This window comes from Longimicrobium sp. (genome assembly GCF_036388275.1).
GTDB lineage: Bacteria > Gemmatimonadota > Gemmatimonadetes > Longimicrobiales > Longimicrobiaceae > Longimicrobium.
Genome location: NZ_DASVSF010000007.1, coordinates 42,585 through 62,093, shown reverse-complemented (window position 1 = coordinate 62,093; position 19,509 = coordinate 42,585). Strand labels below are relative to the sequence as shown.

Below are 19,509 nucleotides of genomic sequence, written 5' to 3'. Positions count from 1 at the left end.
CCCCCTCCCCTGCGAAGCGGGGGACGGGGGCCGGGGGGAGGGGGCTGCCTGGGAGTGCGCCGAGCCCTGCCGAACCCGGCGCGAAGTCCCGCACGGGCGAATGAATTCGCTGCAACAAACACACGAAGTCTGCCTTCGCAGACTGGCCTGCTTGGGTGTGAGATCGAGCCTGTGGCGCGCCCGGAGCTTGGTGCAGTTCTCCCCCTCTCCCGCTTGCGGGAGAGGGGGCCGGGGGGAGAGGGCAGCCGGGGACTGCACGGCCACCATCGAAGCGCCCCACACCCTGCCAGCACCCTCTGCCCACGCACTCCAAACCACCGAAGCGCACGGCACTGGCTCCCTTCCCCCGCGCAGTTTGCGGGGGAAGGGCTGGGGATGGGGGGCGCCCGGGGAGTGCGCCGAATCCTGCCGAACCGGGCGCGACGTTCTCACAACCCGCTCCGCGGCGGCGCCACGCTTTCGATCAAGCGCGCAATCACCGTGTCGGACGAAACGCCCTCGGCCTCCGCGTGGAAGTTCACTAGCACCCGGTGGCGCAGCACCGGAGCCGCCACCCGCCGAACGTCCTCGGGCGTCACGTGGAAGCGGCCGGCAAGCAGCGCGTTGGCCTTGGCGCCCAGGATCAGCGCCTGGCCGGCGCGGGGGCCGGCGCCCCAGCGGATCCAGCGCTTCACGTCATCCTCCGCGCTGGCGTCGCCAGGCCGCGTGGCGCGCACGAGCGAGGCGGCGTAGTGAAAGACGTTGTCGGCCACGGGCACCTCGCGCGTCCAGCGCTGCAGCGTCAGCACCCGCTCCGCATCCAGCACCCGCTCCACCGGCGCGTCCTGCACACCGGTGGTGGAGCGGAGGATCTGCACCTCTTCCTCGGTCGATGGATAGTCCAGCCGGATGTCGAACATGAAGCGGTCCAGCTGCGCCTCGGGAAGCGGATAGGTGCCCTCCTGCTCCACCGGGTTCTGCGTGGCCAGCACGAAGAACGGGCGCGGCAGCTCCATGTCTTCGCCGCCCGCCGTCACCCGGCCCTCCTGCATGGCCTCCAGCAGCGCCGCCTGCGTCTTGGGCGGCGTGCGGTTGATCTCATCCGCCAGCAGCACCTGCGTGAAGACGGGGCCGCGGATGAAGCGCGTCGCCCGCCGCCCGGTGGCGCGGTCTTCCTCGATCACCTCGGTGCCCGTGATGTCGCCGGGCATCAGGTCGGGGGTGAACTGCACGCGCCGGAATTCCAGCTCCATCGCCTCGGAAAGGGTGCGCACCAGCAGCGTCTTCGCCAGGCCGGGCACCCCCACCAGCAGCGCGTGCCCGCCCGCCAGCAGGCACATCAGCACCTCGTCGAGCACCGCCTCCTGCCCCACGATGCGGCGGCGCACCTGCGCCCTCAGACGGCCGGCGTCGGCCAGGAGCGATTCGACTTCGTTTTCGGCGGTCAGCAAGCAGGGCCTCGGCGAGCGCGAAAGTGTGGGCGGACGCGACGGATACCGCGACGTGGCGTGCTAACATCCTAGCAGCCAAGCTAGCGGGAACGCTCCGGGGCGCGAAAGTGCGCGGCCGTCCCGCGGCCCGCAGGTAGGATGCGCGAACACGGCGTTTCGTTGGCGCGCGACGGCATCATTGACGGAAGCCGCCGCGCTCCGCACTTTATCCGCCGCGCGCCCCGCCCGGAGGCTGGACGGGCGCGCCACGACCCGCCGTTTCAGGCCGCGCCGCCCATCGGGGCGCACCGCCGCCGCGGCATTGCCACCATCCCTCCGCCAGACATGTCGCAACTCCTCCGCAGGAAGCAGATCAACGAGGCGCGGTCGGAGCACGTAGATCCGCAGGTAGAGGTAGAGCACGGACTGCGGCGCTCGCTGGGCGTGTGGCAGCTCACCTCGCTGGGCATCGGCGCCATCATCGGCGCGGGCATCTTTTCCGGCGCCGGCACCGCGGTTTCTGGCGGGCCCAACCACGTGGGCGCCGGGCCCGGCCTGGTGCTGTCGTACGTGCTGGTGGCCATCGCCTGCGGGTTCGCCGCGCTGTGCTACGCCGAGTTCGCCTCGCTGATCCCCCAGGCCGGCAGCGCCTACACGTACGCCTACGCCACCCTGGGCGAGCTGGTGGCGTGGATCATCGGCTGGGACCTGATCATCGAGTACGCGGTGGGCAACATCGCCGTGGCGGTGTCGTGGGGCGCGTACTTCCAAACGCTGATGAAGGGGTTCGGGCTGGGGCTGCCGGAGTGGCTGGCCACGGACCCGCGCACCGCGAGGCAGGCGTTCGCCGAGCTGCAGGCGGACCCGACCGTCACCGGCGCCACGCTCGATGCCGCGCACGCATGGCAGAACGCGCCGCACGTGCTGGGTCTGCCCGTCATCTTCAACCTCCCCGCCGTGGTGATCGTGGGGCTGATCACCTGGATCCTGGTGAAGGGCATCCGCGAGAGCGCGTGGGCCAACACGGTGATGGTCATCCTGAAGCTGGCGATCCTCGTCTTCTTCATCGTCATCGGCGCGTTCTGGGTGCGGCCCGAGAACTGGAGCCCGTTCATGCCGAACGGCTGGAACGGCGTCTTCGTGGGCGCATCGCTGATCTTCTTCGCGTACATCGGCTTCGACGCGGTGTCCACCGCCGCCGAAGAGGCCAAGAACCCGCAGCGCGACATGCCGCGGGCCATGATGTGGTCGCTCGGCGTCACCTCCGTCATCTACATCGTCGTGACGCTGGTGATGACGGGGCTGGTGCCGTGGGACCAGCACGGAACGGCGGACCCGCTGGCCAGCGCCTTCTCGGAGCGCGGCTACGACTGGGTGGCGGGGATCATCTCGTTCGGCGCGGTGGTGGCGATGGCCTCGGTGCTGCTCGTCTTCCAGATGGGCCAGCCGCGCATCTTCTATTCGATGGCGCGCGACGGGCTGCTTCCGCCTTTTGCCGCCAAGCTGCACCCCAAGTACCGCACCCCGCACGTCACCACCATCCTGACGGGTGCGTTCGTGGCCTTCTTCGCCGCGTTCGCCAACATCAACGAGGTGATCGAGCTCACCAACATCGGGACGCTCTTCGCCTTCGTGCTGGTGGCCGCGGGGGTGATGGTGCTGCGCTGGCGCGAGCCGGAGCGCCATCGCCCGTTCCGCACGCCCTTCGTCTGGTTCGTGGCGCCGGCCGCCATCGTTTCCTGCGGATTCCTGATGTTCAAGCTGCCCGCGGTCACCTGGGAGCGCTTCGGGATCTGGATGGCGGTGGGCCTGGTGCTGTACTTCCTGTACGGCTACCGGCACAGCCGCCTTCGGCCGGGTGGCGAGGGCACGCGCGCGGTCTGAAGCCCGGCTGGTAGATGCTCCAACGGCGGCGGTCCCCTGGGGGGATCGCCGCCCGTCTGTTTCTGGCCCCCGCACTTGGCGGTATGCGGCTTGCGCCGGGTGCCCGGCCTGGTTCGCGGCGGATTCGCCGCCGCGGACGTGGATCACCGGGAGCGGGAGCCGCGGGACATGAAGCAGATCGCCAGCAGGCAGGACGTCGACGAGGCGCTGGGCCAGGACGGGGCCATCCTCTTCAAGTACAGCATGACGTGCCCCATCAGCGCCAATGCGCGGCGCGAGATGGAAAGCTTCCTGGAGCGCCGGCCCGATGCCCCGGTCTTCAAGCTCGACGTGCACGAGGCGCCCGAGGCGTCGGAGTACGTGTCGGAAAAGACGGGGCTCGAGCACGAGTCGCCGCAGGTGATCATCGTTCGCGGGGGCAAGCCCGACTGGCATGCCACCCACTTCGACGTCACCGCCTCGGCGCTCGAGGAGCAGATCGGCTGATTCAGGCCGGCTGAATGCGCCGGTAGCGGGCCTTGGCCAGCTGGAAAACGCCGTACGCCATCAGTCCCAGGGCGGCGGCGCCCAGCAGCCAGCGCCCGTGCGACTGCTCCCGCAGCGTGACGAGCGCGCCCTGCAGCCCGGCGGCCTTGCCGGGCTGGTGGCGCAGCGCCGCCAGGATCACCATCCACCCCGCGATGGCGAACACCACGCCGCGCGCGCACGTCCCCACCCGGCCCAGCGTTACGATGCGCCGGCGCAGGTCCGCGTTCAGCCCGCCGAAGCCCAGGCGCTTGGCGATGTCGGACGTTGCGCCGCGGTACAGCTGAAACAGGCCGTAGGCGGCGATCCCCAGCCCCACGGCGCCCACCAGCAGCTGCCCGAACGGCTTCTCCATCACCGCCCCCGTCCAGTGCGATCCGCCGCTACCCTGGCTGCCGCCACCGGACAGCAGCCGCACCGCCTCGAGCGCGAGCCCCGCGTACGCGACGGCGCTGATCGCGTAGCCGGCGCGCGCACCCAGGCCTTTCGCATCGCTCCCCTTGTTCTCGGGGTCCAGCGCGGTCTGCACCACGCGCCACACCACGTATCCGGCAAGGCCGACGGCCATCATCGCCAGCAGCGTCCACCCGAACGGCTGGCCGCGCAGGGTGGAGAGCGCGCCCTCGGAGCCTTCCACACGCCCGGCGGACCACGCCGCCTGCGCCGAGAGGCCGCCGATCGTGAGGTACACCAGGCCCTTGGCCGCGTAGCCCATGCGCGCCAGCCGCGTGACCCAGGGCGCGGCGTCGCTGGCCGCACGCCGCCCGGCCGCCTGCACCCGTGAAGAGACGTCCGTCAACTCTGCCTCCGTGCTCGGAAAAGAAAAGCGCGGCGGCCGTCGTGGCCGCCGCGCTCCGTAGGTCTGCCGGTGCTTACAGCTTGCGGTCGATGCCGCGCTGCAGGTCGCCCAGCTTGTCCTGCAGCTTGCCCTCGCCCTGGTCGAGCTTGCCCTCGGCCTGCAGGCTGCTGTCGCCGGTAAGACCGCCCACGGCGTCCTTGACCTTGCCGCCCAGGTCCTTCAGCGCGCCGGTGATGTTGTTGTCGACACCGCGCTCGGTAAGGTTGCGATCGTCCATGGTATCTTCCCTCCAGTACGAGTTTTCCGTCCCTCAGTGGCAGCGGAGAGGGGCAAGAGCCGTACCGCGTTCAGGGTGGCGAGAAGCTTGCTCCCGCCGTTCTTTCTTGGCCCCTCAGCGCGAAGACGAATGGCCCGCCTCCTGCACTGCAGCGGCGCCTTCTGGCGGGGGAAACGCAGAGAACAGGAGGCATACATGGCCAGTCTGGGTGGCAAGCTGATGTGGGCGGTGGCGGGAACGGCGGCGTCGAAGATGGCGCGCAGCTACACGCGGGGGATGCTGCACCGGGAAAACGGCGCGCCGCGGCTGCCGCGGAAGGCGCGCCGCCAGAGCGGGCTGGGAATGATGCTGGGCTGGGCCATCGCCACGGGCGCCATCATGGCGCTGGCGGACGTGCTTTCGGAACAGGGCAAGGACGCCGCGCACGCGCGCTGAGCGTACGAGCGTGAACGCAGACCGGCCCTCCCGCGATCGATCGCGGGAGGGCCGGTCTGCTTCGTTCATGCAGGCTACGACCGGCGGCCCTGCGTGTAGCCGAGCACGTATCCCGTCACCAGCAGCGCCAGCGGATCGTCGGAGCCGCCGGAGAGGAGCGAGTCGGGGCGCTCGCGCAGGGTGCGCGCGATGTCCTCCAGCCGTCCGGCCACCTCACCGAACGCGTCGGCCAGCCCGTGGGCCACGGCAGCCGGCTGCGCGCCGGGCGACGTGGCGGCGACCGGGGTGGTCTCGACATCAGCTTCGGGCTCCGCCGGGGCGAACGCCTCCGCTTCGGCAACGGCGGCCGCGGTGAACGGATCGGGCTCCGGGGCGATCGCCTGTGCGTCGTCCGTGGTTGAAGCGGCGATCTCCGGCGTGTCCTCCACGGGGGTGCGGACCGGCTCCTCGGCGGGCGCGAGCTGGCTGGCCTGGAGTGCGCGCAGCAGGAAGTCGCCCCCGCCGAAGCCTGCGGCCAGGAAATCGGCGTCCGCAGCTGCGGGCTGGTGGCGGGGTTCCGGCCGGGGGGCGTGGAGGTCGGCCGGATCGAACGCGGGCTCGTCCTCGACCGGGAATGCGGCCAGCGTGGCGTCCTCGTCCGGGGCGACGTCGCGCGTGTCTGTCGCGTCGTTCATCGGCACCAGGTTCTCCAGCCCGGCGATGGGATCGACGTTGCCCATCTCTCGCGCGGCGTCGGCCTCGTCCGTGGCGCCCCACGCCATCCAGTCGGGGAACGCGTCGTCAGCGGCAGGCGCGGCGCGGGGCTCATCCGCTTCCGCTGCCGTAGACTCGGCCACGGGAACGACGTCGTCCGCCACGAACGCGGGCGTCTCAGCCTCGGGTGCCGCCGGCTCGCGCGGCGCCGGCACCTCCAGCCACGGAAGATCCTCGTGGTCATCCTCGTCCGCCTCAGCGTCCGCACGGCCCGCATCGGCGTCGCGGACGATGGGCGTCTCCGCGTCCCATGGCATGGTCACCCGCGCGGGCTGCGCATCCACCACCTCATTCGTGACGGGCCGCGGCGCCTCGACCGGGGGGGTCGGCGGCGCGGCAGCGGGTGCCGGGGGCGGCGCTGGAGTGGCGCGAGAGGCGGTGGGGATGAACGGCGGAAAGACGAAGCCGTCGAAGGAATCGCCGTTGGGACCGGTCATTGGGTCTTGGGAGAAGGGGGCGCGCGGGTGTCCGCGGTGGTGCCTGGAGCAGCGGGATGCTGGGCGGAACGTACGGCGGACGGCGAGCGGTGTCAACGATTTGCGGCCCGCCACCCTGCCCCACGTCTCAGGCGCGGGGCGCGTCCATCCAGCCGAAGCGGCCCAGCAGCGGCACGAAGGTGCACGCCGTCACCTCGCGCTCGCTGAAGCCGTCGGCCTCGCGGGTGATCAGCATCAGCTGCTGCATATCGCGCCCGCCGACGGGAATCAGCATCCGCCCGCCCGGCGCCAGCTGGTCCAGCAGCGGCTGCGGTACGTCCGGCGCCGCCGCGGCCACCAAGATGGCGTCGAAGGGCGCGTAGCGGCTCCATCCGATCGTCCCGTCCCCCACCAGCAGCGCTACGTTGCTGATGCGGAGCTGGTCGAGCTTTTCACGGGAGCGGATGGAAAGCTCGCGGATGCGCTCCACCGAGTAGACGCGGTCCACCAGCTTGGCAAGCACGGCCGTCTGAAAGCCGCACCCCGTGCCGATCTCCAGCACCTTGTCGTCGCGCTGCAGGTCGAGCACCTGCATGTACAGCGCCTGCAACGAGGGCTGCGACGCCGTCTGCTGGTAGCCGATGGGGACAGGCGCGTCTTCGTACGCGCGGTGGCGCACCGCGTCTGGCAAAAACTCGTGGCGGTGCACCTCGTCGAAGGCGCGCAGCACGTTCAGGTCGCGGATCCCGCGCTCCTGCATGGTGCCGATGAGCGCGCGCCGCTGCCCGGTGTAGCGGTCGCTCATACCGCGAGGTTCCACGCGGCGACGTCCTGGATCAGGGCGTGGTTGGTGAGGTCCAGGTGCAGCGGCGTCACCGAGACGTAGCCCTCGTTCACCGCGTGGAAGTCCGTTCCCTCCGGCGCCGACCACTCCACGTTGCCCCCGCCGATCCAGAAGTACTCGCGGCCATTGGGGTCGTGCGCGCGGGTGAGCGAATCGGCGTAGACGCGGCGCGCCAGCCGGGTAACCTGCACGCCTTTGACGGCAGACGCGTCGATGGGCGGCAGGTTCACGTTCAGCAGCGTTTCCGCCGGGAACTCGCCGCGGGTGGCGAGCTGCGGAAGCAGCGCCTCCAGCAGCGGCCCGTAGCTCTGCATGTGCGCGGCGTCGCGCCCGGCGTACGAAACGGCGACCGCGGGAATGCCCAGGATCGTCGCCTCCATGGCCGCGGCGACGGTGCCCGAGTACAGCACGTCCTCGCCCATGTTCGGGCCGTGGTTGATGCCGCTGAGCACCAGGTCGGGCTTGCGTTCCAGCAGCGCCCCGAGCGCCACGGCCACGCAGTCCGTGGGCGTGCCGTCCACGTGATGGACCCCCTCGCGCACCTGCTTGGCGCGCAGGGGAAAGTGCATGGTCAGCGCGTGGCTCTGCGCGCTCTGCTCGCGGTCGGGCGCCACGACGTGCACGTCGCCCAGCGCCTTGGCCGCCTCGGAAAGCACGCCCAGCCCCGGGGCCAGGTATCCGTCGTCGTTGGTGCAGAGAATGAACATTCGTCCGTCGTCTGTGGGCCTGATCCGTCAGGCGGGAGGCCCCTCCCCCGGCCCCTCCCCGCACAAACTACGTGCGGAGAGGGGAGAACTTCGCTTGTGGTGAAGCGGGCTGTCGTGCATGCCTTGGGAGCCCCCTCCCCCCGGCCCCCTTCCCCCGCTGCGCAGGGGAGGGGGAGACCTGAATTGCGCTTCGGCTGGCCTGGTGCACCAACCCCCGAAGTGTACCCCCTCTCCCACGCTGTTTGTGGGAGAGGGTCGCACACGTGTCAGCGCGGCGGGGTGAGGGCCCCACGGCAGCCGAGGCCTCGGCTACGGTGACCGCTGCCGCGCCCCGGCTGGTTCGTGCCCCGGGCTAGATCCTTCGGCCCGCCAGGTCTGTGCTGTGGGCGAGTCCAGTGCGCCTGGGCCTCAGGATGACACATTGCGCTTCGGCTGGCCTCGCGCACCGAGCTGGCTCCCTTCCCCCGCGCAGTTTGCGGGGGAAGGGTTGGGGATGGGGGGCGCCGGCCCGAGCACCGGCCCTGCCTCCCCACGCCTCAACCCAAAGTGGGGCGCGCCCCCTACACCGCCCCGTAGTTCTCCAGCTTGAACACAGCCGCGGCGCCCACCACGCCGGCGGTGCCGGGAAGCTCGGCCGGAACGATCTTGCAGCACTCCTGCGCGCTGCGGAACGCGCGGCGGCGCACCTCGGCGCGCAGCGGCTCGAACAGGGTGTCACCCGCGCGCGTCACGCCGCCCGCGATCACCACCATCTCGGGGTTCAGGATGTTGATGATGCTCGCCACCCCGGCCCCCAGGAACCGCGCCGTGTCCTTCATCACCTCGGCCGCGTAGGCGTCGCCCTGCACCGTGGCCTCGTACACCGTGGCGGCGGTGATGTCCTCGAGCTTGCCGTCCACCATGTCCACCAGCGAGGTCTCGGCGCCCGCCTCGATCCCCTCGGCCGCGCGCAGCGCGATGGCCGGGCCGCTGGCGTACTGCTCCAGGCAGCCGTAGTTGCCGCACTTGCACTTGCGGCCGTTGCTGTCGATGGTCATGTGCCCGATCTCACCGGCCACGTCGCTGCAGCCGTGATAGATCTGCCCGTCCAGCACGATCCCGCCGCCGATGCCGGTGCCCAGCGTCAGCCCCACCAGGCTGCTCACGCCGCGGCCCGCGCCCAGCCACCATTCGCCGTAGGTGGCGCAGTTAGCGTCGTTGTCCAGGGCGCAGGGCAGTTTCACCTGGTTGGCCACCAGGTCGCGCAGGGGAAAGTTGCGCCATCCCAGGTTGGGAGTGTTGATCACCGTGCCCGTCTTGCGGTCCAGCGGCCCCGGCGAGCCGATGCCCACCCCCGCCACCGCCGCCCGCGACGTGCCCTGCGCCGCCGTCACCTCGGTGATGGCCGCCTCCACCAGCGACACGATGCGGTCCACGACGAACTTGGCGCCGCGCACCGACTCGGTGGGAACCGTGCGGAAGCCCAGCACCTCGCCACCCTCGATGGGCACCAGCCCCACGACGATGTTGGTGCCCCCAAGGTCCACCCCCACGATCCACTTCTTCTCGGCCGTTCCGGGCGTCATACGCTCTCCTGTTGGGCGCCTCGCCGCGCCCGTGCGGCGATCGGGCGCCAAGGTAACATGCGGTCTGGACGGTTGAAAGTGCGTGCGGTCGCAGGCACGCGGGGCGGGCCGTCAGCTGATGCGGGTCACGCGCAGCGAAGGGTCCGGCCGCAGCTCGGCGAGGCCCGCGAGGGCCCGCGTCTGCCCCGTGCGCCGGATGGTTTCCAGGATCTCCCGGTTCCGCCGGACCACCTGCGGATCCTTGTACGGGCGATCGTGGTGAAGGTGCATGCAGACGGCCCGGTGCCGAACCTGGATCCCACGCACCCCCAGGTTCACGAGCCGGTAGCCCACAGCCCGGTCCAGCCCGCCGTAGCCCATCGCCATGTCGAAGCCGTTGACCGCGTAGATGGCGTCGCGCGCCACGGACGAGTTGTTGCCCGCGAACAGCGGCGCCGTCGGCGTCAGCCGGTCCAGCAGCGCCGCGGCGCGGGGAGAGCGGATGAGCCGCAGCGCGCGCCGGCCCGGGCGCCATCCACGGTCACGCAGCCAGCCCAGGTCGGCGAACCGCCCTTGGCGCACGTCATCCACGGTGATGGCGTCGCTGACCTCAGCGGGCAGCTTCACGTAGCCGCCGCCCAGGTATCTCCCCGGGCGCGCGAGCTGGAGATGCGCCTCGACGAGGTCGCTCCGCGGGATGGTGTCGCCGTCCGTGAACATCAGCGTGTCGCCCCCCGCAGCTTCGATGGCCCGGTTGACGATCTCGCTCTTGCGGAAGCCCCGGTCCTCATGCCACACGTGCACCACTTCCAGCCCCGACGCGGCGCAGACGCGACGGATGACCTCGGGCGTTTCGGGCCCGGAGCCGTCGTCGGCCACCAGCAGCTCGAAATCTTTCCGAGACTGGCCGGCGTAACCCCAGAGCACCCGCTCCAGGTCGCGCGGCTTGTTGTACGTGGAAACGATGACCGACAGGGCCACGGGTCAGCCCGCGGGAAGCGCCAGCACTTCGCTGGTGGCGTCCAGGTCGCTTCCCAGGATGGGAGACAGCGTGTAGCCCAGGCCGCGCAGCACCTGCAGCGACGCGTGGTGCACTTCCGGTCCGTGGGTGGAAAGGAAGATGACGGGGCGATGGCGGGCCAGCGTGTCGCGTCCGCCCTCCAGCACGGAAAGCTCCGCCCCCTCGACGTCGATCTTCATCGCCGAAGGCGCCAGCCCATGCTCCGCGCAGTAGTCGTCCAGCCGCACCGTCCTCACCTCCAGCGCGCCCGCGTCGGCCAGGCGCCCCGTGCCGCTCCCGGTGCCGAAGTCGAAGCGCGCCGTCCCCGCCCGGTCGGCGACGGCCGCCTGCTCGACTCGGACGTTCGACAGCCGGTTGATGCGCACGTGGCGGCGCAGGAAATCGGCGTTCGCGGGGTTGGGCTCGAACGCGTGCACCCGCCCCGCGTCGCCGACGAGGACAGAGGAGAGAAGGGTGTAGTAGCCCACGTGCGCGCCCACGTCCAGCACGGTGGCGCCGGAGCGCAGGTGCCGCTCGAACAGGTGCGTCTGCTCGCGCTCGTAGGTGCCGTTGAGGATGCGGAGGATCTTGCCGCGGCTGGCCGGCAGCCACCAGCGCCCCCGCAGCCGCCCCGCGACGATCGGAAGCCTCACGACCCCAGCTGCAGCACCGCCAGGAAGGCCTCCTGGGGGATTTCGACGCTGCCCACCTGCTTCATCCGCTTCTTGCCCTCCTTCTGCTTTTCCAGGAGCTTGCGCTTGCGCGAGATGTCGCCGCCGTAGCACTTGGCGGTCACGTTCTTCCGCAGGGCGCTGATGCTTTCGCGGGCGATGATCTTCTGCCCGATGGCCGCCTGGATCACCACCTCGAACTGCTGCTTGGGGATCAGCTCCTTGAGCTTTTCGGCGATGTTGCGGCCGTACTCGTACGCCTTTTCGCGGTGGATGATCACGCTGAACGCGTCCACCGGGTCGCCGTTGATCAGCATGTCCAGCTTCACCAGCGGGTTGGGCCGGTACCCCGCCAGGTCGTAGTCCAGCGACGCGTAGCCGCGGGTCACCGACTTCAGCCGGTCGTAGAAGTCCAGGACGATCTCGGCCAGGGGCAGCTCGTACTGCAGCTCCACCCGCTGCGGGTCCGGGTACGTCATCCCCATGAAGTTGCCGCGCCGCTCGTGGCACAGCTTCTGGACGGCGCCGATGTACTCCGCTGGGCACATCACCCGGGTGCGGACGTACGGCTCCTCGATCTCGTCGATCTTGGTGGGGTCCGGAAGGGTGCTGGGGCTTTCCACCCACAGCTCCCGGCCGTCCGTCATCTTCACCGTGTACTTTACGTTGGGCACGGTGGTGATCAGGTCCAGATCGTGCTCGCGCTCCAGCCGCTCCTGGACGATCTCCATGTGCAGCAGCCCCAGGAACCCGCAGCGGAAGCCGAAGCCCAGCGCCAGCGACGTCTCGGGCTCGTACACCAGCGAGGCGTCGTTCAGCTTCAGCTTGGCGAGGGCGTCGCGCAGCTCCTCGTACTGCTCGGTGTCGGTGGGATAGATCCCCGCGAACACCATGGGCTTCACTTCCTGGTAGCCGGGGAGCAGCTCCGTCGCCTGGTTTTCGGCGTCGAGGATGGTGTCGCCGGAGCGGGTGTCGGCCACCCGCTTGATGCCGGCGATGATGTAGCCCACCTCGCCCGGCCCCAGCTCGGGCACCGGCTGCCGGCCCAGCTGCATGTAGCCCACCTCGTCGATGGGGTACACCGAGTCGTTGCTGCCGAAGGCGATGCGCGTCCCCGGGCGGAACACCCCGTCCACCACGCGGATGCTGGGCACCGCGCCCACGTACTTGTCGTAGTACGAGTCGAAGATCAGCGCGCGCGGCGGGGCGTCACGGTCACCCCGCGGCGGCGGCACCTTGGCGACGACGGCCTCCAGGATCCCGTCGACCCCGATCCCCGACTTGGCCGAGGCCAGCAGCACGTCGCCGGGGTCCACCCCCAGCAGGTCCACCAGCTCGCCGCGGCGGCGCTCCGGCTCGGCGCCCGGAAGGTCGATCTTGTTGAGCACGGGGATGATCTCCAGCCCCGCCTCCATCGCCAGGAACAGGTTCGAAAGCGTCTGCGCCTGCACCCCCTGCGAGGCGTCCACCACCAGGATGGCGCCCTCGCACGCCGCCAGCGAGCGCGACACCTCGTAGGTGAAGTCGACGTGCCCGGGGGTGTCGATCAGGTTCAGCTGGTACTCGAGGCCGTCGTTCGCGCGGTAGCGCATGCGCACGGCGTTGAGCTTGATGGTGATCCCCCGCTCGCGCTCGATGTCCATGGAATCGAGCACCTGGTCCTTCATCTCGCGCAGCTGAAGCGTTCCCGTCTGCTCCAAGAGGCGGTCGGCCAGTGTGCTCTTGCCGTGGTCGATGTGGGCGACGATGCAGAAGTTCCGGATATTTTCAAGTCGCAACGTGCGTTTCCCGCTCGCAGAAATTCGTCGGTCAGGTCTGGTGCAAAGCTCTGTAAGGTAACCCCCCGGCCGGGGCGCGAGAAAGCCCCTGCCCGCGCATGGGTCATTCAACCCGTTGCCGCGCAACCGGGTGGCCCCTATTGTTCCGCCCGTTGCCTTTCCCCGCGGTGAGCCGTGCGACCCGACCTTCCCCAGACCCCGCATCAAGACATGATGAAGCATTTTGTGATTACGGCCGCGGTGCTCGCCGCCGTTCCCGCCACGGCGCAGGTGTCGCTGAACTCGCGCGCGCTGGGCATGGGCGGCGCCTACATCGGCGTGGCCCGCGGCCAGGAGTCGCTGCACCTGAACCCCGCCAACCTGGGGCTCGCCAACAGCCCGCACTGGTCGGCGGCCATCCCGCAGCTGGCGTTCGGCGTGCAGACCATCGGCGTGGAACCGGGCGACCTGTGGGACCTGCGCGAGTTCGGCGGCATGGAGCCGGCCGAGCGCGAGGCTTTCCTGGCGAAGATTCCCGCATCGGGCACGGGCGGCGAGATCGACCTGCGCGCGCCGCTGTTCTCGCTGCAGGTGGGCCGCTTCGCCGTGGGCGCGGGCTACGCGCTGGTGGGCGATCACACCGTCAACCGCAGCATCGTGGACCTGGTGCTCAACGGGTTCGAGCAGAGCAAGCTCGGCCAGTACAACATCCAGAACACGGGCGGGTTCCGCGCGTCGTTCTTCGACATCCACGCCGCGTACGGCCGGCGCATCGGGCCCCTCGCGCTGGGCGTCACCGGCCACTACTACATCCCGCAGGAGATGGTGCGGTCGGCGTTCGTGGAGCAGGACACCATCTTCACCGGCCCCATTCCCAGCGACATCCGGGTGACGTACCAGGGCGTGCGCGCCGAGGGCGGCAGCGGGTTCGGCGTAGACGTGGGCGCGGCCCTGCAGCCCATCCCGGGGCTCACCCTGGGCGTGGCGCTGGACAACGCCTTCAACTCGCTGCAGTGGAACGAGGACCTGCGCGTGCGCACGCTGACGCTCGACCGCAACGACTACGAGACGGGCGACGCCGAAGCGCTGCTGACCCGCTACGAGGAGAGCGACGCGGACTACGCCGACACCGGCGCCGACCCGCAGACCCGCGCGCTGGCCCAGCAGATCCTGGGCGAGCGCGACCAGGGGCTGCCCATGACGCTGCGCGTGGGTGGGGCCTTCGCCCTGCCCACCTCCACCACGCTGGGCGTGCAGTACCAGTCGCAGCTGGAGGACAGCCCGGTGAGCGGCATGTGGGAGAACCAGGTGAGCGTGGGCGTGCAGCAGAAGCTGCCCATCATCACCCTGCGCGCCGGTCTGGCCAGCGACATGGCGGACGGCAGCATGCTCACCGGCGGGCTGACGCTGGGCCCCATCCAGCTGGGCGTCGCGCGCCTGAGCGGGGCCGGCGAGCGGCACGGCTGGGTGTACACCTTCGCCCTCAGCGGCCGCAGCGACACCACCATGCCCTGATCCGCCTCGGCGGGTCGGGATCGAAACAGGCCGGCGGCTCACACGAGCCGTCGGCCGGTTCGTTTTTGCCGCGCGACCGGCCATTGACGGGGCGGCGGTCCTGTATACTTTGTCCACGTACGACGCGAGTGGGGAACGGTCACCTACGCCGAATGGGAGCGAATCGTGGAATCAAACGCGCCTTCGGGCCAGTATCGAACAGCCAGCGAGATCGTTGCAGAGGACATTCGCCGGTCGCCTCGCTATCAGGAGGAGTACCGTATCCGGCTGAATGCGCTTCGAGCAGAAATCCAGAAGGGACGCGACTCGCTGGACCGAGGCGAAGGGATTCCGGGGGACGAAGCCTTCGCATGGATCCGCGCGCGCCTTCGAGAGGCGACGCCAGGCCAACCGTACCGCATGCCGGAGGTCCCCACCCGGAAGTCGGCTGTGCCGCCGACCCCCTGATGGGTTGGTCGGCCGAGCGCGCGATCAGGCGGCGGCGCCCAGGCCGAAGCTGCCCTCGCGCAGGAAGCCCGTGATCAGGCCCTGCACGTCGCGGCGGTTCATGATGAAGGTGTGGCGGCTAGGGACCACGGCGTGCTCGCGGGCGCCTTCCAGGTGGGTTTCGGACACCTGGACCTTGCCGTCGCGCAGGCCGGCGATGATTCCCACGTCCACGTCGCCGGGAAGGCGCAGGGTGCGGGCAGTGCTCTCGGGATGCGTCACCAGGTCGTGGATGTGCGGCATCAGCCAGCCGATCCAGCGGGCGTAGCGGTCCGCGGTGGTGCTCCCCTGGTTGGGCGGCGCCAGCATCACCACGCGGCCCACGCGCTCCGGCCGGTGCTCCGCCAGCAGCCCCCGGATGATGATGTTGCCCATGCTGTGGCCCACGAAGTGGACCGCGGGCGCGTCGCCCAGGGCGGCTTCCACGTGGCGGGCCAGGGTTCCGCTGAGCCCGCGAATCGTCCCGGTCGTGCTCCAGTAGCCGAAGCTGGCGGCGCGAAAGCCCTGGCGCTCCAGGCGCCGCGCGAGCAGCAGCATGGAAACGGGGGTGCGTCCCAGGCCGTGCACCAGGAACACCAGTTCGCGCCGGTCCCCCGCCACGGGCGCCGCGCGCCGGCGCACGGCGCCCGCCGACGCCGCGCCCGCGAGCGCGGCCAGCGCGACGCCGATCCCCAGCTTGCGCCGCGTCACCGCCACCCTACGCCGCCTCGCGCCGGCTGCCTACGGCCCACAGGCGCAGCAGCAGCTCTTCGATGGCCTGGCGGTCGTTCAGCGACGCCGACTTCAGCAGCCGGTCCGTCCGCAGCAGCTCGGTCATCGCCCGGTCCACCTCCGGCAGCGACCACTTCCGCGCCTGCGGGCCGATGCGGCGGGCCATCCACTTCTGGTACGGCTTCAGCTCGCGCTCCAGTGCGCCCTGCCCCCCCGCGCACACCAGGCCGATGCGCAGCAGCGTCCCTCCCATGCCGATCACCAGCCCCACGCCGTTCTCCCCCTGCTCCAGCAGCACGGGAAGGGTGGCGATGGCTTCGCGGAAGCGGCGCTCGGCGACCAAGTCGAACCACGCCCAGCGGTCCTGCCGGGGCACGGCCCCGCCCACGGCGCGCACGTCGTCCAGCGTCACGCGCTTCCGGCCCTGGACGTAGGCCGCCAGCTTCCGGATCTCGGACGAGAGCGTCCCCAGGTCTACCCCCACCCCGCCGACCAGCGCGCGCGCCGCCTCGGGCTCCCACTCCACCCCGGTCTCCTCGCGGGCGCTCTCCATCACCCATCCCGGCGCGTCGTCGTGGGAAAGGGGCGAGAACTCGATGGAAACGGCGTGCTTCTTCAGCTCGTCGTAAAACTTGGCCTTGGAGCCGGAGGGGATGGCGGCGGTGAGAACGAGCACCAGCCCGGCCGGGGGCGCCTTGCACGCGGCCAGCACCACGTCGCGCGCGGTGACCGAAAGCCCCTGCGCGTCGCGGACGATGACCACGCGGTGCTCGGCCATCATCGGCGGCGTGCCGATCATGGAGGCCAGGCTTTCGGCGGCGACGTCGGTGCCGCGCAGCTGGTCGAAGTTGAAGTCGCGGGTGGCGGGGTCCACGTAGGCCGCCACGACGCGGGCCACGGCCTCTTCGCGCAGGAACTCTTCGTCGCCGTGAAAGAAGAACGCACCCCCCGCGACACGGTCGCGGAGAGTGCGGTCCAGCTGGCCGGCACGGATGGGCGGCAAGCCTACTCCTGCGCGGCGTCCGCGTCCGCTGCGTGCCCGGCGGACGTCGCGACGGAGGCGGTGCGGTACAGCACGTCGCGGTAGGGCATGGGGTACACCTGCACGCCCACCTGCTCCAGCCGCGCGCCCAGCCCGGTCTGCGCGTCGTGTGCCTCGGCCGCCATCTCGCTGGCCCCGGCGGACTGCACGGCCAGCGGCGCTTCGGGCTGCGGGCGGGCCCCGTCCGTCTGCACCAGCGTCACGGCGCCCACCGCGGCGGCCGCGGCCAGCGTTCCGGCCACCACCCGCGCCCGCGAGCCGCGGCCGCGCGACGCGCGGGCCTCGTCCTCGTGGTAGATGCGGTGCTGAAGCCGCGCCATGAAATCTTCCGATACCTCCAGCGGGGCCTCGTCGCGCAGCATGCACACGCCCTGCCCCAGCACGCGGTCGTAGCGCGCGCACGACGCACACGTCGCGAGGTGCGCCACGAACCCGGCGCGCGCGTCCTGGGCGAGCAGGCCGTCGCGGAAGTCGGAGTAGCCGTCGAGAAAAACGTCGCAGTCCATCGGTGTCGTCGCCTGCCTGGGTCCATCGGGGTCCCGACCGCGGGGGCCGGTGACGCGCGGTTGTACGCGGCAGCCGCGCGGGAGTTCCACCGTGCGCGTCGCTCGGACACGCCTTCGTCCCCGCCGGTGGACAGCGGCGCGGGCGAACGCCCCATACGATGCATCGGCGCGCGCCAAAAGGAAAGGGTCGGGCCCGTTCTCCGGGCCCGCCCCTCTCGATGCGGCGACTGCGTGCGATCAGTCCAGCAGCGGCGCGATCAGCTGGGCGAAGTTGTTGCGCGCCCGGTTCAGGCGGCTCTTCACGGTGCCCAGGTTGGTGCTGGTGATCTCGGCGATTTCCTCGTACGTCTTGCCCTCCATCTCGCGCAGGACGAAGACGGTGCGGTGGTGCTCGGGAAGCTGGTCGACCGCCGAGTCCACCTGGCTCTTCAGGTGCCGCTTCCGGAACAGGTCGTCCGGCCGGTACGTGTTGTCTTCCCACTCCAGCGGACGCGTGTCGGCGTCGCGGTTCTTCATCAGCGTCTGAAAGAGCACCAGCGGGTTGCGCGAGCGGTTGCGCAGCTCGTTCTTGGCCAGGTTCGACGCGATCGTGTAGATCCAGGTCGAGAACTTCTTGCTCTGGTCGAAGCGGTGAATGTGCCGGTAGACGCGGATGAACGTTTCCTGCACCAGGTCTTCGCCGCGCTCACGGTCGCCCGTGGTGCGGTAGACGAAGTTCAGCAGGCGGTTCTGGTAGCGCTCCACCAACTCGCCGAAGGCCAGCCGGTCGCCCTCGAGGTGCGCGGCGACCACTCCGCTGTCGTCCAGCTGCTTGAGCCGCTCTCGCGGGGTGGGCTGCCGGGCCTCGCGGTCGCGATCGTTGACGAGGAGTTTCAGCATACGTTGGGTCTCCAGGGGTTTAACCGGACGGGCGGCTGCGCCGCTCACCATAGGGCACGTGCCGTACCCCGGGCCGTTGTGGGGTTGGATGCGCCGCAACCCCGCATGGTTGCAAGGCTTCCGCGCTTTTCCGCCGCTGCCGCCTCCCCGGCGCCCGTCCCCTGGGGGGGACAGCCGGTGCGAGGGAGTGACACCCGCCGCGTGTCGGCCTGACATCCGCGTGCCCGTACAACGTTCGTCCCCGCCCCACTCTGACGGTCAGTGGCCGAACACGAACCCGGCGGCGTACAGCAGCGTACAGATGGTCTTGGCGTCGGTGATCTCGCCGTCGCGCACCATCCGCAGCGCCTCGGACATGGGCAGCTTGATGGTTTCCATGAACTCGTCGGCGTCGTACTCCGTTTCGCCGGCGGTCAGGTCCGTGGCCAGGAACAGGTGAATGCGCTCGTCGGTGAAGCCGGGCGTCGTCCAGATGGAGGTCAGGGGGCGCAGCGTGCCCGCCTCCAGCCCGGTTTCTTCGCGCAGCTCCCGGCGCGCGCATTCTTCCCAGGGCTCACCGGGGCGGTCGGGGCGCCCGGCGGGCACTTCGTACAGGTAGCCGCCGGATGCGTACCGGTACTGCCTGACGAGCACGATCTGCGGGTCCGGTCCGCCGGGGTCGCTCAGCACCGGCAGCACCGCCGACGCGCCGGAGTGGCGGATCATCTCCATCTCACCGGTGGACCCGTCGGGAAAGCGGACGGTGTCCACCCCCAGGTCAACGATGCGCCCGCTGTGCACGGGCCGGCGGTTGATGAGCCCCGGTTCGGTCCCGCGTTCTCCGTCTGCCATCCGTTTCTCTCTACGCTGAAGATGATGGAGGAACGCCGCCAGCGGTATGGGCGCTGAACGGCGGTAACTGGATCCTAATCGGGTGTCGGTACCTGCTCCGCGTCGCGGCGGAAGCTGCTGGACGGGTCTGGCCGCGCGTCGAATCAGTCCGGCGCATTCCGCGGGTGGCCCCTCCCCCGGCCCCTCTCCGCATGCTGCGCATGCGGAGAGGGGAGAATTCGAGTGCGCTTCGGCCGGCACTGGCGCATGCCGCGGGCGCCCCCCATCCCCAACCCTTCCCCCGCAAACTGCGCGGGGGAAGGGAGCCAACCCGGTGCGCTTCGGCGGGACCTGGTGCGCGGGCAGGGGCTGCTGGCCGGTGCGCTTCGAGCCAGTCCGGCGCACTCCGCGGCTGCCCTCACCCCCGGCCCCTCTCCCGCAAGCGGGAGAGGGGAGAATTCGATCGCGCTTCGGCTGGCCCGGCGCACTCGGATTCTGGGGTGTACCCCCTCTCCCACGCTGTTTGTGGGAGAGGGTGG

The 19,509-nt window shown here is 70.5% G+C and carries 19 protein-coding genes; 4 read left to right on the top strand and 15 right to left on the bottom strand.

The annotated features are described in order from the left end of the window. Nucleotides 1-428: 428 nt before the first annotated feature. A complete protein-coding gene (locus tag VF632_RS02615) occupies nt 429-1,430 on the bottom strand; it encodes a MoxR family ATPase (protein WP_331021284.1) in 1,002 nt (333 codons plus the stop codon). A 324-nt stretch (nt 1,431-1,754) separates the two neighbouring features. Here VF632_RS02615 and VF632_RS02610 point away from each other — a divergent pair, with 324 nt between their 5' ends. Together VF632_RS02610 and ytxJ are read left to right on the top strand one after the other, a co-directional pair. Next, nucleotides 1,755-3,293, top strand: a complete 1,539-nt coding sequence (locus VF632_RS02610; RefSeq protein WP_331021283.1) for an amino acid permease — start codon at nt 1,755-1,757, stop codon at nt 3,291-3,293. Between the two features lie 168 nt (nt 3,294-3,461). Continuing rightward, complete coding sequence (gene ytxJ / locus VF632_RS02605) at nt 3,462-3,779, top strand: bacillithiol system redox-active protein YtxJ (RefSeq protein ID WP_331021282.1); 318 nt, start codon at nt 3,462-3,464, stop codon at nt 3,777-3,779. Nucleotide 3,780: 1 nt separating this feature from the next. On the opposite strand, the gene VF632_RS02600 is transcribed toward ytxJ, so the two are convergent. Further along, nucleotides 3,781-4,617 carry a DUF1206 domain-containing protein gene (locus tag VF632_RS02600; protein ID WP_331021281.1) on the bottom strand — a complete coding sequence of 279 codons (837 nt, stop codon included), beginning with the start codon at nt 4,615-4,617 and terminating at the stop codon, nt 3,781-3,783. A gap of 73 nt (nt 4,618-4,690) precedes the next feature. Beyond that, entirely contained in the window at nt 4,691-4,894 is a 204-nt protein-coding gene (locus VF632_RS02595; protein ID WP_331021280.1) for a CsbD family protein, read from the bottom strand. 195 nt (nt 4,895-5,089) lie between these two features. Here VF632_RS02595 and VF632_RS02590 point away from each other — a divergent pair, with 195 nt between their 5' ends. Beyond that, nucleotides 5,090-5,329: a hypothetical protein gene (locus VF632_RS02590; RefSeq protein WP_331021279.1), complete on the top strand. Its 240-nt coding sequence runs from the start codon at nt 5,090-5,092 to the stop codon at nt 5,327-5,329. A gap of 74 nt (nt 5,330-5,403) precedes the next feature. Here the strand turns inward: VF632_RS02590 and VF632_RS02585 are convergent, their stop codons facing one another. The 7 genes from VF632_RS02585 to lepA all read right to left on the bottom strand — a co-directional run bounded on the left by VF632_RS02585 (nt 5,404) and on the right by lepA (nt 13,042). Beyond that, nucleotides 5,404-6,519, bottom strand: a complete 1,116-nt coding sequence (locus tag VF632_RS02585; RefSeq protein ID WP_331021278.1) for a hypothetical protein — start codon at nt 6,517-6,519, stop codon at nt 5,404-5,406. Between the two features lie 127 nt (nt 6,520-6,646). Further along, complete coding sequence (locus VF632_RS02580) at nt 6,647-7,303, bottom strand: protein-L-isoaspartate(D-aspartate) O-methyltransferase (protein ID WP_331021277.1); 657 nt, start codon at nt 7,301-7,303, stop codon at nt 6,647-6,649. Then, a complete protein-coding gene (gene surE / locus VF632_RS02575; protein WP_331021276.1) occupies nt 7,300-8,049 on the bottom strand; it encodes a 5'/3'-nucleotidase SurE in 750 nt (249 codons plus the stop codon). The genes VF632_RS02580 and surE overlap by 4 nt, the downstream gene beginning before the upstream one ends. A gap of 560 nt (nt 8,050-8,609) precedes the next feature. After that, nucleotides 8,610-9,614 (bottom strand): ROK family protein, encoded by a 1,005-nt coding sequence (locus VF632_RS02570; RefSeq protein ID WP_331021275.1) that lies wholly within the window; start codon nt 9,612-9,614, stop codon nt 8,610-8,612. A gap of 111 nt (nt 9,615-9,725) precedes the next feature. Beyond that, complete coding sequence (locus tag VF632_RS02565) at nt 9,726-10,574, bottom strand: glycosyltransferase (RefSeq protein ID WP_331021274.1); 849 nt, start codon at nt 10,572-10,574, stop codon at nt 9,726-9,728. Nucleotides 10,575-10,577: 3 nt separating this feature from the next. Further along, entirely contained in the window at nt 10,578-11,246 is a 669-nt protein-coding gene (locus VF632_RS02560; protein WP_331021273.1) for an FkbM family methyltransferase, read from the bottom strand. After that, entirely contained in the window at nt 11,243-13,042 is a 1,800-nt protein-coding gene (lepA, locus tag VF632_RS02555) for a translation elongation factor 4 (RefSeq protein ID WP_331021272.1), read from the bottom strand. Before lepA ends, VF632_RS02560 begins: the two co-directional genes overlap by 4 nt. A gap of 210 nt (nt 13,043-13,252) precedes the next feature. Between lepA and VF632_RS02550 the strand changes: the two genes are divergently transcribed. Beyond that, nucleotides 13,253-14,536, top strand: coding sequence for a hypothetical protein (locus VF632_RS02550; RefSeq protein ID WP_331021271.1), 1,284 nt, complete (start codon nt 13,253-13,255; stop codon nt 14,534-14,536). A 471-nt stretch (nt 14,537-15,007) separates the two neighbouring features. On the opposite strand, the gene VF632_RS02545 is transcribed toward VF632_RS02550, so the two are convergent. The 5 genes from VF632_RS02545 to VF632_RS02525 all read right to left on the bottom strand — a co-directional run bounded on the left by VF632_RS02545 (nt 15,008) and on the right by VF632_RS02525 (nt 18,991). Continuing rightward, complete coding sequence (locus VF632_RS02545) at nt 15,008-15,718, bottom strand: alpha/beta fold hydrolase (RefSeq protein WP_331021270.1); 711 nt, start codon at nt 15,716-15,718, stop codon at nt 15,008-15,010. A gap of 1 nt (nt 15,719) precedes the next feature. Continuing rightward, nucleotides 15,720-16,736, bottom strand: a complete 1,017-nt coding sequence (gene holA, locus VF632_RS02540; protein WP_331021269.1) for a DNA polymerase III subunit delta — start codon at nt 16,734-16,736, stop codon at nt 15,720-15,722. Between the two features lie 2 nt (nt 16,737-16,738). Then, nucleotides 16,739-17,281 carry a hypothetical protein gene (locus VF632_RS02535; protein ID WP_331021268.1) on the bottom strand — a complete coding sequence of 181 codons (543 nt, stop codon included), beginning with the start codon at nt 17,279-17,281 and terminating at the stop codon, nt 16,739-16,741. 237 nt (nt 17,282-17,518) lie between these two features. Beyond that, nucleotides 17,519-18,160, bottom strand: a complete 642-nt coding sequence (locus VF632_RS02530) for a sigma-70 family RNA polymerase sigma factor (protein WP_331021267.1) — start codon at nt 18,158-18,160, stop codon at nt 17,519-17,521. Between the two features lie 258 nt (nt 18,161-18,418). After that, the gene (locus VF632_RS02525; RefSeq protein ID WP_331021266.1) at nt 18,419-18,991 is read right to left on the bottom strand and encodes an NUDIX hydrolase; all 573 of its coding nucleotides are present in this window, start codon (nt 18,989-18,991) and stop codon (nt 18,419-18,421) included. Nucleotides 18,992-19,509: the final 518 nt, after the last annotated feature.